General features: G+C 35.2%; 16 protein-coding genes. 8 read left to right on the top strand and 8 right to left on the bottom strand.

Going from position 1 to position 21,718, the window contains the following annotated elements; genetic code table 11:
- Window positions 1-8: 8 nt before the first annotated feature.
- From ACH2BV_RS00740 to ACH2BV_RS00710, 7 genes are all read left to right on the top strand, one after another.
- The gene (locus ACH2BV_RS00740; protein WP_395048547.1) at window positions 9-1,745 is read left to right on the top strand and encodes a nickel-dependent hydrogenase large subunit; all 1,737 of its coding nucleotides are present in this window, start codon (window positions 9-11) and stop codon (window positions 1,743-1,745) included.
- 23 nt (window positions 1,746-1,768) lie between these two features.
- Window positions 1,769-2,500 (top strand): Ni/Fe-hydrogenase, b-type cytochrome subunit, encoded by a 732-nt coding sequence (gene cybH / locus ACH2BV_RS00735; RefSeq protein WP_395048545.1) that lies wholly within the window; start codon window positions 1,769-1,771, stop codon window positions 2,498-2,500.
- 64 nt (window positions 2,501-2,564) lie between these two features.
- Complete coding sequence (locus ACH2BV_RS00730; protein ID WP_395048544.1) at window positions 2,565-3,095, top strand: hydrogenase maturation protease; 531 nt, start codon at window positions 2,565-2,567, stop codon at window positions 3,093-3,095.
- Complete coding sequence (hypF, locus tag ACH2BV_RS00725; RefSeq protein ID WP_395048542.1) at window positions 3,085-5,367, top strand: carbamoyltransferase HypF; 2,283 nt, start codon at window positions 3,085-3,087, stop codon at window positions 5,365-5,367. Before ACH2BV_RS00730 ends, hypF begins: the two co-directional genes overlap by 11 nt.
- A gap of 18 nt (window positions 5,368-5,385) precedes the next feature.
- The gene (locus ACH2BV_RS00720; protein ID WP_395048540.1) at window positions 5,386-6,012 is read left to right on the top strand and encodes an FKBP-type peptidyl-prolyl cis-trans isomerase; all 627 of its coding nucleotides are present in this window, start codon (window positions 5,386-5,388) and stop codon (window positions 6,010-6,012) included.
- Between the two features lie 149 nt (window positions 6,013-6,161).
- On the top strand, window positions 6,162-7,241 hold the full coding sequence (gene hypD / locus ACH2BV_RS00715; RefSeq protein ID WP_395048538.1) for a hydrogenase formation protein HypD: 1,080 nt from the start codon (window positions 6,162-6,164) through the stop codon (window positions 7,239-7,241).
- Window positions 7,242-7,244: 3 nt separating this feature from the next.
- Window positions 7,245-7,955, top strand: a complete 711-nt coding sequence (locus tag ACH2BV_RS00710) for a hypothetical protein (protein WP_395048536.1) — start codon at window positions 7,245-7,247, stop codon at window positions 7,953-7,955.
- A gap of 3 nt (window positions 7,956-7,958) precedes the next feature.
- Here the strand turns inward: ACH2BV_RS00710 and ACH2BV_RS00705 are convergent, their stop codons facing one another.
- The 6 genes from ACH2BV_RS00705 to ACH2BV_RS00680 form a co-directional block, all read right to left on the bottom strand.
- On the bottom strand, window positions 7,959-8,510 hold the full coding sequence (locus tag ACH2BV_RS00705; protein WP_395048535.1) for a DNA polymerase ligase N-terminal domain-containing protein: 552 nt from the start codon (window positions 8,508-8,510) through the stop codon (window positions 7,959-7,961).
- Between the two features lie 143 nt (window positions 8,511-8,653).
- A complete protein-coding gene (locus tag ACH2BV_RS00700) occupies window positions 8,654-8,839 on the bottom strand; it encodes a DUF2892 domain-containing protein (RefSeq protein ID WP_395048534.1) in 186 nt (61 codons plus the stop codon).
- Between the two features lie 23 nt (window positions 8,840-8,862).
- Window positions 8,863-9,168: a hypothetical protein gene (locus ACH2BV_RS00695; protein WP_395048533.1), complete on the bottom strand. Its 306-nt coding sequence runs from the start codon at window positions 9,166-9,168 to the stop codon at window positions 8,863-8,865.
- A 2-nt stretch (window positions 9,169-9,170) separates the two neighbouring features.
- Entirely contained in the window at window positions 9,171-12,413 is a 3,243-nt protein-coding gene (locus ACH2BV_RS00690; protein ID WP_395048531.1) for an efflux RND transporter permease subunit, read from the bottom strand.
- An 89-nt stretch (window positions 12,414-12,502) separates the two neighbouring features.
- Entirely contained in the window at window positions 12,503-13,582 is a 1,080-nt protein-coding gene (locus ACH2BV_RS00685) for an efflux RND transporter periplasmic adaptor subunit (protein WP_395048530.1), read from the bottom strand.
- A 69-nt stretch (window positions 13,583-13,651) separates the two neighbouring features.
- Window positions 13,652-14,965 (bottom strand): TolC family protein, encoded by a 1,314-nt coding sequence (locus ACH2BV_RS00680; protein WP_395048529.1) that lies wholly within the window; start codon window positions 14,963-14,965, stop codon window positions 13,652-13,654.
- Window positions 14,966-15,129: 164 nt separating this feature from the next.
- Here ACH2BV_RS00680 and ACH2BV_RS00675 point away from each other — a divergent pair, with 164 nt between their 5' ends.
- Window positions 15,130-19,251 (top strand): PAS domain S-box protein, encoded by a 4,122-nt coding sequence (locus tag ACH2BV_RS00675; protein WP_395048527.1) that lies wholly within the window; start codon window positions 15,130-15,132, stop codon window positions 19,249-19,251.
- 191 nt (window positions 19,252-19,442) lie between these two features.
- Here the strand turns inward: ACH2BV_RS00675 and ACH2BV_RS00670 are convergent, their stop codons facing one another.
- Together ACH2BV_RS00670 and ACH2BV_RS00665 are read right to left on the bottom strand one after the other, a co-directional pair.
- Window positions 19,443-20,375 carry a YihY/virulence factor BrkB family protein gene (locus ACH2BV_RS00670; protein WP_395048525.1) on the bottom strand — a complete coding sequence of 311 codons (933 nt, stop codon included), beginning with the start codon at window positions 20,373-20,375 and terminating at the stop codon, window positions 19,443-19,445.
- A gap of 262 nt (window positions 20,376-20,637) precedes the next feature.
- Complete coding sequence (locus tag ACH2BV_RS00665) at window positions 20,638-21,381, bottom strand: TIGR00730 family Rossman fold protein (protein ID WP_395048523.1); 744 nt, start codon at window positions 21,379-21,381, stop codon at window positions 20,638-20,640.
- Window positions 21,382-21,718 lie beyond the last annotated feature (337 nt).

Genomic DNA, 21,718 nt, shown 5'->3' with positions numbered 1-21,718 from the left:
AAATCAAAATGGCAGAAAGAATCGTAGTTGACCCAATTACAAGAATTGAAGGGCATTTAAGAGCAGAAGTAGAAATTTCGGATGGAACTATTAAAGAAGCTTTTTTGTCCTCAACAATGGTAAGAGGTCTAGAAAATATCGTTAAAGGAAGAAATCCTAAGGATGTTTGGGCTTTTGTTCAAAGAACTTGTGGTGTTTGCACCACAGTACACGCCACAGCATCAGTTAGAACTGTTGAAGATGCATTAGGAATCAAAGTTCCGCCTAATGCTGAAATGGTTAGAAACATTATGACAGGGGCATTATATATTCATGACCATGTGATTCACTTTTATCATCTTCACGCATTTGATTGGGTCGATGTTGTAAGTGGATTGAGTGCTGACCCTGTGAAAACTTCACAATTAGCCCAAAGTATTTCAAATTGGCCAAAAAGTTCTCCAGGCTATTTTTCAGATTTGCAAAAAAGACTGAAAAAATTTGTGGAAAGTGGTCAGTTGGGAATTTTCGCCAATGGCTATTGGGGTCACCCGGCAATGAAATTGCCACCTGAAGCCAATTTAATGGCAACTGCACATTATCTTGAAGCATTAGAATGGCAAAAAGAAGTGGTAAAAATTCATGCAATCTTTGGTGGAAAAAATCCACACCCTAATTATTTAGTTGGGGGAATGGCTTGTTCCATCAATCTTGATGACGCCAGCGGATTGAATGCAGAAAGATTAGCATTGGTTCAAAAACTGTTGATCCAAGGAAAACAATTTGTAGAACAAGTTTATATTCCGGATGTATTAGCAATTGCAGGCTTCTATAAAGATTGGGGAGCAATTGGTGGTTTCCATAATTTTATGAGTTTTGGAGATTTCCCAATGCAAGGGTATAACAATACAGACAATAGTACTTTTAAATTCCCATCAGGAGTAATTTTAAACAAGGATTTATCTAAAGTTCATAATCTGGATTTAAGAGAATTAAAAACAGTAGAAGAATACGTAAATAATTCCTGGTATGATTATTCCGGTGACGGAAACGCGGGTAAACATCCTTGGAGCGGAGAAACTAATATTAATTATACGGGGCCAAAACCTCCTTATACGCATCTGGATGTGGATAAAAAATACAGCTATATCAAAACTCCAAGATGGAAAGGTCAGGCAATGGAAGTGGGTCCTTTAGCAAGAACATTAATTGGTTATGCTTCGGGAAGACCTGAATACAAAGAAATTGTTGATGCTACCCTTTCTAAATTACAAGTTCCTGCAGCTGCACTTTTCTCTACTTTAGGAAGAACTGCCGCAAGAGCATTGGAAACTCAGTTAGTAGCCAGTTGGAATTTGGAATTCTTTGATACCCTTATTAATAATATCAAAAATGGGGATACAAGAATGGCAAATATGGACAAATGGGAAACATCATCTTGGCCTTCAGAAGCTAAAGGTGTTGGACTAGTTGAAGCTCCTCGTGGTGCATTAAGCCATTGGATCGTGATAAAAGATGGTAAAACCGAAAATTATCAACAAGTCGTTCCTTCAACATGGAATGCTTCTCCTAGAGATCCAAAAGGTCAAAGATCGCCATATGAAAGTGCTTTATTAAACACTCCTGTGGCTGATTCCGAATTACCTTTAGAAATCATTAGAACAATTCACTCATTCGACCCTTGTATTGCTTGTGCAGTGCATTTGTATGATGAGAGTGGCAACATCATTAACCAAGTGAATGACATCTCTGTTTGCAATGTATAATGTAACCCTTAAATAAATTTTTTATGGCAACACAAGATTATAGAAGAGCCTATATATGGCAATTGCCGGTTAGGATATTTCATTGGGCCAATGCATTAGCAATAATAACTTTAATTATTACCGGACTTTTGATATCGCATCCGCCAGGAATTATGTCCTCAGGCGAGGCCTCTACCCAGTTTTGGTTTGGATACATTCGTAAAATTCATTTTATGAGCGCTTATGTGATGGTAGCTATCTTAATTATGAGAGTATATTGGTCATTCAAGGGTAATAAATATTCAAGTTGGAAGGTGTTTTTTCCTTTTGATAAAGAAGGATTAGCAAGTGTTTGGCATACCCTTAAACACGACATTTTTCTTCAAAACGAAAAAGAATACGACTATAAAAAAAGCATTTTCGTTGGACACAATGACATAGCAGCTGTTTCGTATCTTGTTATGTTTATTCTGGCATTGGTTATGATATTTACTGGATTTGGATTGTATTCAGATAATGCAACTTGGTTTCTTCCAAAAATGTTTGGCTGGGTACCTGAATTTCTTGGTGGAGATATGTATACAAGAGTAATTCACCACGTTTCAATGTGGGGATTCATACTGTTTTCTTTAGTGCATGTCTATCTCGTATTTTTCCATGATTGGCTGGAAGGTCGAGGCGAATCATCAGCAATGGTTAGCGGCTATAAATTTGTAAGAGCCGAAAGAGCTAAGAATACACAAAAGAAAGAAGCGGTGAAAGTAAAAGAAGGATAATTTAAAAATTCCCTGAGACCATCAGGGAATTTTTTTACAACACTAATGGGATAAAAATACAACTATGAAAGAAGAAATATTTCCACACGTATCCGACAGTTTTCATAATAATGGAAACGATATTTTAATATTGGGAATTGGAAACTACTTAATGGGAGACGAAGGTGTTGGTGTCCATTTTGTGAACAATGTTGACGAATCTGAATTTCCAAAAAACATCACCTTTATGGATGGTGGAACAGGCGGATTCTTGCTTATTCCCTATTTGGAGAGCCATCGCGTGGCTATAATTGTCGATGCAACAATGGACGGTAAAGAAGCCGGAACTGTGTCACTTTTGAAACCAAAATTTTCAAATGATTTCCCTTTATCATTGAGCGGACATAACTTTGGATTAAAAGATATGGTCGAAATTCTAACTATGTTTGAAAGAATGCCGGACATATACCTTTACACCGTTTCCATTGACAATATGGATCCGATGGTTACCGTTTTATCACCTAAAGTACAAGCATCATTAACCGCCGTAAAAGCCAAAATTCTAGGTCTAATAGAAGAATTAAAAACCAAAAATAATATTTTAATTGAATCCTAAGATTTTAGAAATAACCATTTCTGGAAGGGTTCAAGGTGTTGGATTCAGACCGTTTATATACAATTTAGCTAAAAAATACAATATTAAAGGGTTTGTAACCAATAATGAAATAGGTATTTTAATCAATGCAGTGGCCGAGGAAAGCATTCTTGATGCTTTTTATAATCAGATATTCATTCAAAAACCGCAAAGCGCTGAGATTACATCCTCACAAAAAAACAGTATTGCTTCAACAGAAATATTTGATGATTTCTCTATAAGACCCACTACTCCTAACCTACTCATTGATATTCCGTTGACTCCCGATTTTGCAATTTGCGAAAGCTGTTCAACTGAAATTCTGGATGTAGAAAATCCAAGATATTATTATCCTTTCACCACTTGCACACAATGTGGCCCACGTTATACCATTACCAAAAAATTTCCTTTCGAAAGAATAAATAACAGCATTGATGAATTCACTATGTGCGGTAATTGTTCAAAGGAATACACGAACAATGATAACATTCGGTTTCACTCCCAAACAAATTCGTGTCCAAATTGTGGAATTACTTTAAAATTCACCGACAATTTAGGAACAATTTTATCCCAATCGAATAGAGAAATATTCAAGATTATTGGCAAAAAATTAGCGTTAGGAAATATAATTGCACTAAAAAATACGGCAGGTTACATGTTAATTTGTGATGCTACTAATGAAGTAGCCATAAAAGAATTAAGACTAAGAAAAAAAAGACCAACAAAACCTTTTGCAGTTTTGTTTAAAGACACTAAAAGCATAAGTAATTATTTAAATATAAATGATTTAGAGGAAAATTTATTAAATTCAACGGAAGCTCCAATAGTAATTATTCCAATAAAAAATGCATTGGATTTAGCCGTAAACCAAATTGCTCCTAACCTTGAAACTATCGGAGCGATGATTCCAAACTCTGGAACATTAAAATTGGTAATGGAAAATTTCGATAAGCCAATTATCGCTACAAGTGCTAATTTTCATGGATCACCAATCTGCCGTTCCGAGAAAATAGCTAAAAAAACTTTAAAAGTAATCGCCGATTATTTTCTGCACAATTCTTTGAATATCCTTCATCCTCAGGATGATTCCGTAATGAAATTCACTGAAAAACATTCAAAAAAAATAATATTGAGACGTTCTCGCGGGTTTGCTCCTAATTTATTGGAATTTAAAACCCCAGAATGCAATGAAAAAATACTCTGTTTTGGTAGCGATTTAAAAAACACAATCACTATTTTACCGAACAGCAATTGCTATGTCAGCGAATACATTGGCGATCTGGCAAATTATGACACCTATTTAAGATTTGAAAAAACAATCGAAAACTACACCCGAATATTCAGTTTTGAACCAGAAATAGTATTATTCGATGCACATCCTAAATATGTGAGTTCAAGATTAGCGGAAAGTTTCGTTCATCAGGAAAATAATATTCATTATCAAAAAATTCAGCACCACAAAGCGCATTTTGCGGCAATTCTTGGCGAAAAAAATCTCTGGAAATCAGAAGATAAAATCCTTGGAATTATTTGGGACGGAATAGGTTTTGGAGAGGATGAGCAAATTTGGGGAGGAGAATTTTTCGAATATTACAATAAAACCATCAATAGAATTGGTCATTTGGATTATTATCCTTGGGTTCTTGGCGATAAAATGTCTAAAAACCCTAAGATTTCGGCTTTGTCCATCAGTGATTCCAATCCATATTTTAGAGACTATTTTGATGATAACGAGTGGAATATTTATTGTAAAGCCATTCAAAATCCAAGCATAAAAACATCCTCAATGGGCAGATTTTTTGATGCAATTGGGTTTGTCCTGGGATTTCACCAACCTATTTCCTTTGAAGGTGAAGCTGCCATTTATTTGGGAAAAATAGCGCAAAAACAGTATTCCACTTCTAAAAAAGCACGAATTGATTATCTGAAAAATACAGAATTAATCAATAATTGTATTCCAACAAAACTACTTTTCGACCAAATAATTTCAGCAAAAACCAATGGAATTCCTCTGGGCGAAATTGCCCTGAATTTCCATTATACACTAATTAAATGCATCGAAAAGATTGCTGTAAACAATAAAATTCATACTTTAGCATTCAGCGGAGGCGTGTTTCAGAATTCATTACTTGTCGATTTGATTATTGAATTATTATCAAACGATTTTGAAGTACATCTTCACGAAAATCTATCGCCAAACGACGAAAATATTTCTTTCGGACAATTGAATTATTATCTAAATATAAAAGACTAACATAATTATCATCCAAAAATGAATATAAACGAACTATTAGGAACCATAGGAAAAACAGATGAATCTGATAAAATATCTTATTCTGCAGGAGTAATTATGGCGCAAAGCCTTAAAGATATTGGGTTTGATGAAATTAAATATGATGATTACGTCGAAGGAATGAAATCGGTTTTTAATGATTCCTATCCTAAGATTACGCAAAAAAGAGCAATTGATATTTTTCAAAACTATGTGGCACTGCTTCAGGAAGATCTGAAAGATAAAAACGCCGAATTTGGTAAAAAATTCTTGGAGGAAAACGCCAAAAAGGAAGGAATCATTTCACTCGAAAGTGGTTTGCAATATGAAATTCTTGAAGTTGGTTATGGAGAAATTCCTACCATTAATGACGCCGTGAAAGTTATTTACGAAGGCTCGTTATTGAATAAAGATGTTTTTGATTCTACAAAAGATAGCGGATCTATTGACTTGCAAGTTGCACAAACTATATTAGGTTGGCAAGAAGCATTACAAATGATGCCCGTTGGTTCTCGTTGGAAGTTATACATTCCGCATCATTTAGCGTACGGAGAATTTGGTGCACAGCCAATGATTCAGCCTAATGCAACACTTATTTTTATAATAGAATTGATGGAAATAGTTTAAAAAATATATGTCCGTTATTAATACCAAAAAGAAAAATTAGCCACAGATTTAACGGATTTTTACTGGTTAACACGGATTAAGAAATTAATTTTTATTTTCTGTGAAAATCTGTGGTAAAAAAAACCGGAATATCATAAAATAAAATTTCTATGAAATACTTAACCGAATACAGAAATCCAGAACTCGTAAAACATTATTTATCTGAGATAAGTAAAATAATTACGAAACCTTGGAACATAATGGAAATTTGTGGCGGTCAAACCCATTCTTTGGTAAAAAATGGTTTATTGGATTTGCTTCCAAAAGAAGTGAGAATGATTCACGGTCCAGGTTGCCCGGTTTGCGTTACCCCTATTTCATTGATTGATAAGGCAATAGAATTGTTGAAACAAGGCGTTATTGTTTGTTCTTTTGGTGATATGATTCGGGTTCCGGGTTCAACAAAAAGCTTGCTTCAAGCCAAAGCTGATGGTGGTGATTTAAGAATTCTATATTCACCACTCGAAGCCGTCAATATTGCTGCAGCAAACCCGGATAAAGAAGTGGTTTTCTTTGCTGTTGGTTTTGAAACTACAGCTCCAAGCAATGCCCTTTCTGTTATTCACGCTGATAAATTGGTTTTAAATAATTATTCTATTTTGGTTTCTCACGTTTTGGTTCCTCCTGCAATGGAGGCTATTTTATCGGACGAATTTTGTACAATCGATGCCTTTTTGGCCGCAGGTCACGTATGCACGATTATGGGATTGGACGAATATTATCCTATTGCTGAGAAATATAAAATTCCATTAGTTGTTACAGGATTTGAGCCTGCTGATTTGGTTCAGGGAATTTACCATGCAGTGCTGCAATTAGAAAACGGGCAGTATTTTGTGGACAATCAATACAAGCGGATGGTAAAACCCGAAGGAAATCTAAAGGCCAAAGAAGTCATTTATGATGTTTTCGAAATTGGAGAACAAGAATGGCGTGGCATTGGAAAAATCCCGAAAAGTGGCTTCGTCATGACCGAAAAATATAAAAAATACGACGCCAATAAAAAGTTTTCTATTGAAGTTTCTCATAGCGAAAAAGATAAAAACTGCATCGCAGGAGAAATCCTGAAAGGTATTAAAAAACCACACGAATGCCCTGAATTTGGTAAAAATTGCAAACCATCAAATCCTCTTGGCGCGCCAATGGTTTCTTCTGAAGGTGCTTGTGCAGCTTATTATCACTATTCCGTTTAGAATATGATTGGATTCATTATAACGGCCTATGCGGGTCTGGAACACGCTTTTGAAGCAGATCATTTATTGGCAGTCAATAGCTTGGTAACCAATAGAAACAACCTAAAAGAATCCGTGAAAGACGGCATATATTGGGGAATTGGTCACACGCTGACCATTTTCGTGGTAGCGGTTTTGATGATAGGTTTTAAAGTTGCTGTGAGTGAATCTGTTTTCAATTATCTGGAAGCTGCGGTTGGATTAATGTTGGTTTTTTTAGGAATCTATCGTCTGACTAAATTGTTCAAAAAAAATACCCACACCCATACTTATTCACATAGACATACGCTTTCCAATTCGGGTTCATTTAGCCATTTACATTCCCATACCTATTCACACGCACACATAGTTACAACTTCTAATCACACCCATCCCAATAAATCAAATAGTTTTAATGCTGCTTTTGGAGTGGGTTTGGTTCACGGTTTGGCAGGAAGCGGGGCATTAGTGGTCTTGGTACTTTCGCAAATGAAAACCACATTGGAAGGATTGTTTTATATCTTAATTTTTGGTATTGGTTCGATTATGGGAATGTTTATGGCTTCGGGATTGTTTAGTCTTCCTTATGGAAAATCTATTTTGAAATCTCAAAAACTACAAATCGGTTTGATCATTGTTTCTTCATTACTTTGTATCTTATATGGTGGAAAAGTGATTTATGAGAATATGTACTAACTTTTATATAGACAAGTCAGAAATAACCGATTTGTTATCTTTTAGAATATTAGTTGAAGTCGCAAACTCATCCTTCTTTTTCATCAAAAGCCAAGCATTTTTTTGAGGAATTTTTAATCGCACCAATGTGAATTCGCCTTTCAATTTCTTACCATTAAGGACAAAACTAAGAAGACCCTTTTTTAAATCTGATTTAAATTTAGTTTCAACTCCATTATCATCATCATTCAAAGTGTAGGTTCCAGTATCCCAAACGATAACCGTTCCTGCTCCATAATTTCCTTCTGGAATAGAGCCTTCAAAATCTTTGTAAGCAAAAGGATGATCTTCTACCAAAATGGCAAGCCTTTTTTCTTCAGAATTCATAGATGGCCCTTTTGGAATCGCCCAACTTTTCAAAACGCCATCCATTTCTAAACGAAAATCGTAATGTAAATGGGAAGCAGCGTGCTTTTGTACTACAAAAATCAGTTCATTTTTCGACTTTTCTATCTCACCTTTGGGTTCTGTGGTTGAATCAAAATCTCGTTTTTGATTGTATTTACTTAAATCCATAGCTAATAAGGATTACAATTAAACTAAACTAAAGTTATGATTTTAAAATTAATTTCCTGTAAGAAACCAAGATAGTTTTAAATACAAAAACGAGAATGCCTTTGAGACATCCTCTTTTTGTGAACTGTGTCAGGATATTTTATTTAATCCTTCAATCCTAATTTCGTCAAAATAGTCTCCAACAAACACCATTTTGTAATCCCGGATTGAATTAAATTAACGCCTATAAAAGCAGTAAACCACAACCAATTTTGATGTACATAAATCGCCAATAGTAAACTGGTTAAGATAAATGAACCCACTATAATTCTAAAGACTTTGTTTTTCATATTTTTTGTTTTAGTTTAATTTTTTAATTGGACTTTTCGATATTCAACATTGCCAAATGAATATGCGATGCCGTTTTTTGTTTTTCATTGAATTCAGCAACAAAATCAAATACTTTATCCACATTTTCTTTTTCTACAAAAGCATAGAATAACACCGATTCATTTTCTTGCATATTCGTGGCAAACCAATTGGTTTCTATGGCATCTTCTGAATTGTCTTTAAATCCTTTTACATCTTTATAAGAGAATGATTTAACTTTAGATTTCTTAAGTATCAGTTTAATATCATTTTCGAATTCTTTTACTGCGGTAATGAGTAATAGTTTCATTTTTAATTGGTATTAGGTTCTTTTTCTTGAGTTGTATCTGAATCGATTTCAGTAGTGGTTTCCCATTTTTTCCTTTCGGTGATGTAATAAATAACTGGTACTACAAGCAAGGTTAATACGGTAGAAACAATGGCTCCGAAAACTAACGATATCGCCAATCCTTGAAAAATTGGATCAAACAAAATGATGGAAGCTCCAATAACTACTGCTCCTGTTGTCAATAAAATAGGCGTGGTTCGTACTGCTCCTGCTTCGATAATGGCTTGTTTGATCGGAACCCCCTCGTTAAGTCGGATTTCGATAAAGTCAATCAGCAAAACCGAGTTCCTTACCATAACTCCTGCCAAAGCAATCATTCCGATAAATGAAGTGGCTGTAAAAAACGCGCTCAACAACCAATGCCCAAACACAATTCCTATCAAAGATAATGGAATCGCAAGCATCATTACCATCGGAGTTTTGAAATTTTGAAACCAACCCACAATCAGGATATAAATGATGACAATCACCACCATAAAAGCTACACCCAAATCACGGAAAACTTCCAATGTGATTTGCCATTCTCCATCCCATTTTACAGTGAAATCACTTTCATCTGAAGGTTGTTCCATATAGAGTTCGTTGACTTTGTAGCCTTTTGGAACTTTCATTTTGGCTAGCTTCTCATTCATTCCCAAAATGGCATACACAGGACTTTCTAATGCTCCAGCCATATCAGCCGTTACATAAACCACGCGTTTTTGATCTTTTCGATAAATGGTTTTTTGTAATGTATCACGAACCACCTTAACCAAATCACTCACTGGAATCATATTCCCTTGACTTCCCTTGATTTTAAGGTTTTGAATGTCCTGTAAACTCGTTTTGTCTTTATCGTCAAGCGAAAGTACGATGCCTACATTGTCATAAGAGTTCTCGTCGTACAAGTTAGAAACTGGATATTCTTTCAGCAAATAAGTCAAATTGCCAACCACTTGCTGGGGAGCAATTCGGTTCAGCATCGCTTTTTCTTTATCAACTTCCAGTTTGTATTCCACTTGATTGTCTTCAACAGTCCAATCAATATCAACAATATCCGAAGTGTTTTTCAAAATATCCTTTACCTGATTCGCTACTTTTATCTGGTCTTTATAATTAGGCCCATAGATTTCGGCAACCAAAGTGGACAAAACGGGTGGTCCTGGCGGAACTTCAATTATTTTCACATTTGCAGCATATTTCTTGGCAATCTTCTGAATCTCGGGACGCATTGCTTTGGCGATATCATGACTTTGCAACTTTCTGTCGTCTTTGTGCAACAAATTCACCTGAATATCAGCCATATTACTACCACCACGTAAATCATAATGACGAACTAATCCGTTGAAGGTAATTGGTGCCGAAGTACCAATATAATTTTGGTAATCTACCACTTCGGGCTTGGTCGATAGATACTGTGCAATTTCCTTGGTCACTGCTGCTGTTCGTTCTAGTGTCGTTCCTTCGGGCATATCAATTACCACCTGGAATTCGTTTTTGTTGTCAAAAGGCAGCATTTTTACTACAACCGATTTGGTAAAAAACATAGTTACCGAACCAATTAATAAAACAACTGTTACGAGTAATAGAATTCTTCTTTTCGAACTGCTGTCCAATAAAGGTCTTTCCAGTTTGTTGTATATTTTATATACCCAACTGGTTTCCATTCCTTCTTCGTGTTTGTGTTGCTGTTCGTCTTTTTCTTGAAGTAAATGATAACCCAAATAAGGCGTTACGGTCAAGGCTACAAACAAGGACAAGATCATTGCAATTGAAGCCCCAATTGGCATTGGACTCATATAAGGCCCCATCATTCCGGATACAAAAGCCATTGGCAATATCGCCGCAATGACGGTAAATGTTGCTAAAATCGTTGGATTTCCCACTTCATTTATCGCATATATGGCTGCTTGTTTGAACGGCAGTCGCTTCATCTTGAAATGGCGATGCATATTTTCGGCAATGATAATACTGTCGTCGACCACAATTCCCACCACGAAAACCAAGGCGAAAAGTGTGATTCTGTTCAGTGTATATCCTAACAAATAATAAGCAAATAAAGTCAAGGCAAATGTCAACGGAACAGAGAAAAACACGACTAATCCGCCTCTCCAACCCATTGCTAAAATAACTAAAAAGGTTACCGCAATAATAGCAATTCCCAAATGCAACAGTAACTCCCCCACTTTATCCGAAGCCGTTTCTCCATAGTTTCTGGTCACTTCAACGTGAACATCAGCTGGGATTAAATTCTTCTTCAATTGTTCGACTTTAGCAATGATTTTCTCCGAAATTTTCATCGCATCAGCACCTTTTACTTTTCCAATAGAAATGGTGACGGCAGGATATTCCGATTGATCTTTTTTGAATTTTTCATTGGATTTTCCATATCCAAAAGAAACATAACTTTTGGCTGTAGAAGGTCCATCTTTAACCGTAGCTACTTGTTTTAAATAAACAGGCATATTCTTGTTCACGCCTACAACCAAGCTTTCTACATCTTCCGCACTCGAAAGAAATTTCCCTGTGGTAACTAGATATTCTTGGTCATTATTTACAAAACTTCCCGATTGCGAACTGCCGTTATTGGCTTGAATCATTCCCATAATTCCCAAAGCATCGACGCCATTTTCGGCCATTTTATCTTTGTCTAATACTACTTTTAGTTCTCGGTTTCGACCTCCAATTTCTCTGGTTATGGCAACATCTTTTACTTTCTCTACTTCCGATGTCACTTCCTCGGCAATCTGGCGCAACTGGAAATCATCCATTTTTTCACTCCAAAGCATGATTCCAAGCATTGGCACATCGTCAATAGAACGTGTTTTTACCATTGGTTTATAAACCCCTTTAGGAAACATATCCTCGTGTTTTGCCAATTCGTCATACAATTTCACGTACGAACGCTCCACGTCCTGACCAACATAAAACTGTACAATCAATAGTGCCTGACCGTTCATCGCCATCGTATGCACGTGCTCTACTCCTTTGATGTTCGAAATAATTTTCTCTAACGGCTTCGCCACACGACTTTCTACTTCCGTGGGACTTGCTCCGGGATAACCCACCATTACGTCGGCCATTGGAACATTAATTTGCGGTTCTTCTTCCCTCGGAATCAGAAACGAACTGTACACACCAATAATCATCAAACCAACCATCAACAAAATGGTCAATTTCGAATTGATGAAAAAATGGGCTATTTTACCTGAAATACCTTCTTGCATATTTTTTTTGTTTAAAGTTTAAAGTTTCAGGTTGTTGCCCAAAACCGAACACTATTTCTTAATTACTGATTCCTTCGCCTGCAACCTGATTACTGAACACTAACCAAAGCTCCGTTATACAACTTTCCTTCAGCCGAAATGATATATTGCTCATTAGCTGATAATCCGGATAAAACTTCTACTTGATTGCCAAATGTTTTCCCAGTTCGCAACCATCTTAAAATAGCGATATTTTTTTCTCCAATCGTGTACACTCCGGTTAATTGACCTTGTTTCACCAAAGCACTTTCCGGAACTAAAACCCTGTCATTTTGAACCGTTTGATTTTTGTTTGCGACTGGAAATTGCACATTGACAAACATTCCGGATAATACAGTAGCATCTGTTTTGTCTAAATTTACTTTTACCAAATATTGTCCGCCGGTATTCGTTGCTGATGAACTCACTTCACTAACCTTTCCAGTTAAAGTTACGTTTGACGATTTCACCAAAACTTTCACGGCCATTCCTTTTTTAATGGCATTAATATCATTTTCTGAAACCATTGCGGTAACTTGCAATCTTGATGCGCCTTCCACACTTACCAATGGCATTCCCGGATTCGCCATATCACCTTCTTTTACGAAAGTATTGGTTACCGTTCCCGAAAATGGTGCCGTGATATTCGAATACGAAAACTGCGCCATCACTTCGTTTCGCATTTGTTTGGCTCCTTCTAATCCGGCTTTTGCCATTTCATAACGAGCAGTCATATCGTCCAGTTCTTTTTGTGATGCAGATTGTTGTTTAAATAAATTCACAAAACGATCATAATCTTTTTTGGCATTGTTGTAACCCGCAGTCGCTTGCAAAATACTGGCATCCACTTGTGCTTTTTTGGCTAGTAAATCGGTGTTGTTGATGCTGACCAACAATTGCCCTGCTCCTACTTTTTGTCCCACTTTTACGTGAATTTTGGTCACATAGCCCATCATTCTTGTGCTGAGATTGGCACTGTTCTCTGCTTCAATTTTCCCACTGGCAGTTATAAATCCGCCATCGGTATTTTCAGAAACTCCGCTAACTTTCACTACTATTGCTGGCTCTGTCTTAATTTGTTCTTTCTTGTCTCCTCCACAAGAAGTCAAAAAAACTGCGGAAATGGAAATGATTGCTATTATTTTTTTCATAATTTATTCGTTTTTGTTATTACTTACCTTACAGGTTTTAAATACCTGTCAGGTATAATTTGTTAGTTATTATTTAGTTAAAAACTGTAAATATTCCTGCGTAAAATCATACTCGAAAACCGCTTGCAGCAATTCCAGTTCTTTCTGGAACATTTGCGTTTCTGCTTGCAATAAATCGGTTGTTTTTTCGAGTCCTTGTGTGAACCGATTACTTCTGATTCTATAGGCCTCTTTCGATTGTTCCAAGGCTAATTTTTCTAAATTCACTTTGTTTTCGGCATCTTTCAATTGGCGATTCGTTTTGTTGAGTTCCAATTGGCTTTGAGATTTGTATTGTTGGTTTTCAAATTCCGCTTTTTGATAATCAGCTTTGGCTTTTTCCATTTTCCCGATAGACTTGTAACCGTCAAAAACTTTCCAGGACAATTGCGCTCCCACCAAATAACCTTGTGCATTGGTTCCAAAGAGCGTGTCGTCATACATTTCATAACTTCCAAAAGCATTCAAAGTAGGCAAGAAATTCATTTTGCTCGATTGCAACATTTTGGCGTAAGCTTCAGCCGATTTATCCATTGCCAGAATGTCTTTTCGATTGCCCGAAAGTGTTGTATTATTGCTTGAAATAGTGATGGTATTGTCCAACTCTTCCAAGGATTTATAAACTTTATTAGTATTATCTTCATTCAAAAGAAAAGCCAAATAATCAGAAGCATTTTGTACATTGCTTTTGGCATATTGCAATTGGTTTTTGATTTCGTTGACACGAACCTGCACCGACAATAAATCGGTTTTTTGAAGGATTCCTTGTTTGAAATTGTTTTCTACCAATTTCAAATTGGCATCAGCCGTAGTGCTTGCTTTTTCCAACACTTTTACGGCTTTGTACGATAATTGCAATTGCATAAAGGATTTGTTGACTTCCAAAGCCAAGCATTCTCCTGTGCGTTCGGTTTGCAATTGAAACGCTTCCATTTTGGACTTGGCAGCCTGTCTTCCATAAAATCCATCTAAATTGATAAGCGGTTGCAAAACCTCAATTTTAGTGGCGTAATTTTGGGTTGCAGAAGGATTATTCAACAATGCAGGATTAAAATCTGAAGCCGTTAAGACCTCCTGATTCAATTTAGAACCAAAAGCCATCAACGGATTTGTGGTCGAAATAGCAGTATGCGAAGCCGAAATGCTGGGCAAGAACAACGCATTGGATTGTCGATAATCAGCTTGTGCCGATTTGAAGGCCTGATTGGCAATCTTGATTTGCAAATTTTTATCGGAAGCTTTTAACCAAATATCCTTTTTGGAAATGGTCAGAGTATCCTGCGCAAAACCTAAAGTTGAAATGGAAATTGCTCCAACTAATAGAAGTAAATTGATGTTCCTCATAATTATTTTATCTGATTATGGGGCAAAGATATAGTCGGGAATAAAGATGTTCAGTAACAAGTGTTACATTGGGTAAAGAGATTTGTTATAATTGTTTATTAAATTTCTAAATACCTAAATTAAAATAATTACATTTAAAAAATATATTAAGTGATTCCATAGTTATGAATAACAAAGTCCCAACATATGAAGAATTACTTGAAAACATCAAAAATCAAGAGTTAATAATTGCTCAATTAGTTGAAAAAGAAGAATCATTATCTAAATTCAAATTTTTCATCGAAGAGTCTAGTGATTTGGTATGCGTTGTTGGAATTGATGCTTTTTTTAAAGAGATAAATCCTGCTTTTGTTGAAGTCTTGGGATATTCAAAAGACGAATTGCTTAGCAATTCTTTAATTCCTCTTTTGCATCCTGATGATCTTGAAAAATCGTTAACAGAGATTGAAAAACTATCTACCGGAGTACCTTCAGTAAATTACGAAAATAGATTTCTGAAAAAAAACGGAGAATTTGTTACCATTCAATGGACGGCAAACAGTATCACTTCTGAAAATATTTTCGCGATTGGAAGAGATGTTTCAGAAATAAGAAGCATCCAGGAAAAATTAATTAGAAGTGAAAGTCTCTTAAATGATGCCCAAAAAAATGCAAAAATGGGCACTTGGGAATTTAATTTTAAAACTAAAGAAATACATTGGTCCAATGAATTGTATGCTATATTTGAAATTAAGAAAAAGAAAAATCAGGATTTATTTCAAGAATATTTAAAAAATTACTCCATAGAAGACAAAGCCTTATTTCAAGAAAAAATAGCGCAATTAATAATTGATAAAAAACCTTTTGAAATCGAACAAATTGCTACTTTTTTCAATAAAAAAATAAAGTGGTTCAATCAAACAGTTTTTCCTTTATTGGATAATAGTGGGAATGCATATGGAATTAGGGGCAACACTCAAGATGTCAGCTTAAAAAAACAAATTGAAATTGCCCTCAAAGACAAAGAAAAAGCAGAACTCAATTATAAATTAAAAGGGATTGAAGAAGAAAGCAATGCCAAGTTTAAGAATTATATTGAAAATGCACCTGATGGCGTTTTTGTCTTGGATAAAAAAGGAAATTACTTGGATGTAAACCCTGCAGCGACACTATTGACGGGTTATTCTAAAGAGGAACTATTAACGATGAAGTTTGGTGATTTGTCTTCCGCTGATTCTGTATCAGAGTACTTTAAAGAATTTCGAAATCTTTTAGTTCACGGGCTAGCAAAAAAAGAAATTAAGGCGATTCATAAATCAGGAGAAATCAGATGGTGGTCAGTGGAAGCTGTAAAACTTTCTGAAAACAGGTTTTTAGGTTTTACAAAGGACATCACCGAAAGAATTTTATCAGAAAAAAAACTCATCAAAGCAAATCGACTTTATTTGTTTATCAGCCAGATAAACCAGATGATTGTTCGTGCCCATAATCAAGAAACGCTATTCAGGGAGGCTTGCACAATTGCGGTAAATCTGGGGAAGTTTAAATTGGCATGGATTGGAATCATTGATAAAAATACTGAAAATATTATTCCTGTGATGATGGCAGGTGAAGACAAAGAGTATCTTGCGATTATTAAAAAAATTTCAATCAACAATAATGCACCTGGAGGCAGAGGTCCGGGGGGCACGGCGATTAGGGAAAACCGATATGTTATATGCAATGATATTGAAAACGATTTAATGATGCTCCCTTGGAGAAAAGAAGCATTAGAAAGAGAATATTTATCCATAATGGTATTACCCATAAGAAAATTCGGGAAATTAATTGGAGTTTTTTCTTTCTATTCAGATGAAAAAAACTTTTTTGATTCCGAAGAAATTGCATTATTGGAAGAAGCAACAGATGATATCGCTTTTGCATTAGAGAATTTTGAAAAAGAATCATTGCGAAAAAAAGCAGAAGATTCAGTTTTCGAAAGCGAAAAACGGTATCACACACTTTCTGAAGTATCTCCAGTTGGAATTTTTCGTACAGATATAAATGGACTTACAACATATGTTAATCCCCGTTGGTGCGAAATTTCCGGCTTATCTTTTCAAGAAGCTTTAGGCAATGGTTGGTTAAACGCGGTACATAATGACGATAAAAAATTATTGTTTAATGGATGGCAAACAGCAACTAATAATCAAGAAATCTCTATATCAGAATATCGTTTTGTTCGCCCGGACGGTTCAATTTCATGGGTTATTGGACAAGCGATTCCTGAAAAAAATGCAAGAAATGAGGTTGTTGGATATATCGGTTCTACTACTGATATTACTGAACGTATGCTGGCTGAAAAAGAATTCAGGAAAATACACCAAAAAATGGAAGCCATTCTTGATGCAATTCCTGATTTACTTTTTGAAGTTGGAATTGACGGACGGATTTATAATTATCATTCCCGTCGGGCTGACTTGTTAGCGATGCATGCGAACTCATTCCTGGATAAAACATTTTTTGAAATATTACCTCCTGATGTTGCGAATTCATTTCTGTCTGCAATACATGAAGCAAATGAAAACGGGTTCTCGAACGGACAGCAATATTCATTAAAATCACAGGATGGTCAGACATATTGGTTTGAACTTTCAATAGCTCCCATGAAGCAGATTATTGGTCACGATTTGCATTTTATTTGTCTTTCTCGAGATATTACCTTAGCAAAGCTATCAGATTACGCTCTAAAGATTAGTGAAGAAAGATATAGTGGATTAATGAATAATCTCGATGCTGGTATAGTAGTTCATTCCTTTGACACTTCAATTATTACGAATAACCAAAAAGCATCGGAATTGTTAGGATTGAGTGATAGCCAGATGAAAGGTAAAACTGCTAATAGTCCATCTTGGAAGTTTATGAATGAAAATAATTTGCCTTTGCCAATTGAAGAATATCCAGTAAATGAAATAGTAAAGACTAAACAATCTCTTAAAAACAAAATACTTGGCATAAATCGACCTGGAAACTTGGGCATTGTTTGGCTTTTGGTCAATGGTTTTCCAGAAATGGATTCCAATGGCGAAATATTTGAAATTGTAATTAGCTTCATTGACATCACCGAGCGAAAGTTGATGGAAACGGAATTAATAAAAGCCAAAGAAGTAGCTGAATCAGCCAATAAAGCCAAGACTGATTTCTTGGCTAATATGAGTCATGAGATAAGGACACCTTTGAATGGAATAATTGGTTTTACCCATTTATTGATGGAATCAAATCTAAAAAAGAATCAGACACAATATATGTCTACCGTCAATGAATCAGCCAATTTATTGATGCATATCGTCAATGATGTCTTAGATTTTTCTAAAATAGAATCCGGAAAGTTAGAATTAAATATTGAGGTAATAAATCTATATAAACTGATCAATCATGTTATTGATTTATTTAAACATCAATCCGATAAGAAAAAAATAGAGTTAACATTAAACTTGAATAAAAATGTACCTCACTATATTTTTGCTGATTATGTGCGGTTAAAACAAATATTAGTTAATCTCATGAGTAATGCTGTAAAATTTACAGATTTTGGAGAAATTCAATTAGATATCAATGAAATTGAGGGCTTAGATAAAAAATGGTCAACCATAATGTTTTCCGTAAAAGATTCTGGTATAGGAATAAAAGAAGCAAACAATGAAAAAATATTCAAATCGTTTATGCAGGAAGACAATTCCACAAATCGAAAATTTGGAGGAACAGGTTTAGGATTGGCAATCTCAAATAAACTTTTAGGTTTAATGGACAGTAAATTGGAATTAATAAGCCAATATGGAGAGGGTAGTAATTTTTTCTTTACCCTTAAATTTAGAAAATCAAAACCAATAAAAAAAATAGAATCAATTAATGCAACAACATTAAAAGATAAATTAATTTCTAAAATTACCCTTAAAGACAAAAGAATTTTAATTGTTGAAGACAATAAAATCAACATGCTTTTGACAAAAAAACTGGTTAATGCAATAATTTCTAATTGTACTATTTACGAAGCCAATGATGGGAATGAGGCCATAGAAAAATATATAAAGAAACAACCCGATCTTATCTTTATGGATATTCAAATGCCTAACAAAAATGGTTATGAAGCCGTTGAGGAAATTAGAAAAATTAAAAATTCGGATAAAATTCCAATAATTGCATTGACGGCAGGGATAATGATTGGCGACAAAGAAAAATGTTTTGCAGCAGGAATGAATGATTATCTGCCAAAACCACTTATTCAAATTGATTTAGAACAAATGCTTAATAAATGGTTGAATGTCTGATTTTCAATTTTTTTTAAATTAAAGGTGAAGTTCTCCAAACTACCATCTGTCTTTGCAAACTATCTTCTCGAACCCAACCATTTTTATGCAGTATTTCTGAATATAGGGTGCTAAATCCAAAGTTCTTCAATGTATTCCTTAAAAACATCGGATTGCTTTGCGAAGTCACGAAACTTCACACTCCAAAAAAATCAATTCTTTTTTGAGGGTAAAGGCGGGAGCTCAATTACTTCCACATTAATGGCAACAGCATAATCATTTGGAATGATTTTACTCCCATGAGCATTGGCATATACTTTTGTAAATTCGGCTCCAAAATATAAGATTATGGCCGAATAATAAACCCAAATCAAAATAATTATTATGGAACCAGCTGCCCCATATACTGTCGCAACGGTTGAACTTCCTAAATAAAACCCGATGGCAAATTTGCCAATCATGAAGAAAAAAGAAGTAAAACTGGATCCAATCAAGGCATCTTTCCAGGCGATATGACCGTCAGGAAGCGTTTTAAAAATAATAGAAAACAAGACGGTCGTGGTGGCAAACAGGATTAAAATATTGAGTACATAAAACACATAAATGGTTGAATCTGGAAAATAAATAAGCAGACGTGCGTTAATAATATCCATAATGGTGTTGACCATCAAACTAACCAATAACAAAAACCCAACCGAAGCGATCATAGAAAATGACATCAATCGGTTTTTAATAAATTTCATAAATCCCTTGTCGGGTTTCGCCTTTAAACCCCATATATAATTGATGGAACTTTGAATTTCGGCAAAAACTCCCGAAGCCCCAATAAGTAACATAACTCCTCCAAATATGGCAGTAAATGCAGTATTTTCGGCCAATTCAATATTCTTGATGGTTTCCTGAATTTGGATGGCGGCTTCATTACCTACCATTCCGTTTATCTGACCAAAAAACTTTCCCGTAACCGCTTCTCGTCCAAAGAAAACACTAAAGATGGACATAATTATAATTAACAATGGAGGCAGTGAAAATATGGTATAATACGACAGTGACGCACTTAGTTTTATGGCATTGTCATTATCAAATTCCTGATAGGTCTTCTTCAGTAAATTCCAACTAATCAAGGCTACTTCTTTGTGTCTCATTATTTATAATTATTGTTGGCTAAATCATTCCAAAAAAAATACTGGAATTCATTTCTTTGGACAAAGCTAGGCTTATTGCGCTAAATTGATGCACAGGGATCCAAACAAAATGATAATTATAATGGAATACTTGGTTTGATGCCAATATAAAAGCAGAAATACTTATTAAAATATATAATTCAATCATTATAACAGTCCTAATTTGCTTCTCAAGTATTGGTGCAGGGTGCTTTGTGGTCGTAATTAGCGTTGCAAGGCATCCTCATCTCCTACTCTCTCCAAACCACCATTTTGCTTTGTAAACTTTCTTCTTCAAACCAAACTTTTTGATAGCAGTTTTCTTGATATGGGCTACCAATTCATCAACAGAATCGGTCACAAATAAAAGTTCCATATCTTCCCAGCTGATTGTTTCGTGTTTTGCCATCATTTCAATGTGTTCACACAAATCTTTATGATATTCCTTATCAAAAATCACCACGGGAAAACCGGCAATCATTTTATTTTGAATCAATGTCAAGGCTTCAAACAATTCGTCTAAAGTGCCCATTCCTCCTGGCATTACAATAAAACCGAAGGAATATTTCACGAGAATCACTTTCCGAACAAAAAAATGGGGAATATAAATCCATTTGTGAAGATAGGGATTGGGTTTTTGCTCCACGGGAAGCACAATATTACAACCCACAGAATAACCGCCTGCTTCATAAGCGCCTTTGTTGGCAGCTTCCATAATCCCGGGACCGCCGCCCGTCATCACGGTAAAACCCAATTTTGCCATTGCCGTACCTATTCTCTCGGCATCCTGATAATGATCCATTTCAGGACCAAAACGGGCCGAACCAAAAACGGTGACACAAGGTCCTATAAAGTGCATTTTACGAAAAGCCTTTAGGAAACTAAAGAAGACTTTAAACACAAAAACCAATTCCCTAAATCGGGAAAGCGGTCCTTGAAAAAATCGGTATTCGTCTTTTGAAAGTCTGTAGTGTGGCGTCTTTTTCATAGCAACTATAAAGTTACTAAATAGTTCAGTTATATTTTAAAACTGCAACTCAATATAATGGGATTTTTTGTCCTAATTCTTGAAATTAAAATTGTAGGATTAATTGTAGGTGGAATAAAAAGGGTATATTTGGGAATCCATAATGGTTTTTTGTAAAAGGCATTTATATGCGTTGAATGCTATTTAAAAAACTGAATAATAAAACATTAAACTAAAATGAAAATGAAAAAAATTATATTATTTAACCCGTTGGGTGCAATTATTTAAAGTAAAATAAATTGAATAAATATTGGTCAAGATACTGAAATTCAGTATCTTGAAGTCGCTAAACCGCCAA

This window comes from Flavobacterium sp., assembly GCF_043780635.1.
Classification (GTDB): Bacteria; Bacteroidota; Bacteroidia; order Flavobacteriales; family Flavobacteriaceae; genus Flavobacterium.
Note: the sequence above shows the minus strand (reverse complement) of the source record. Positions and strands in the feature narration are given on the sequence as shown.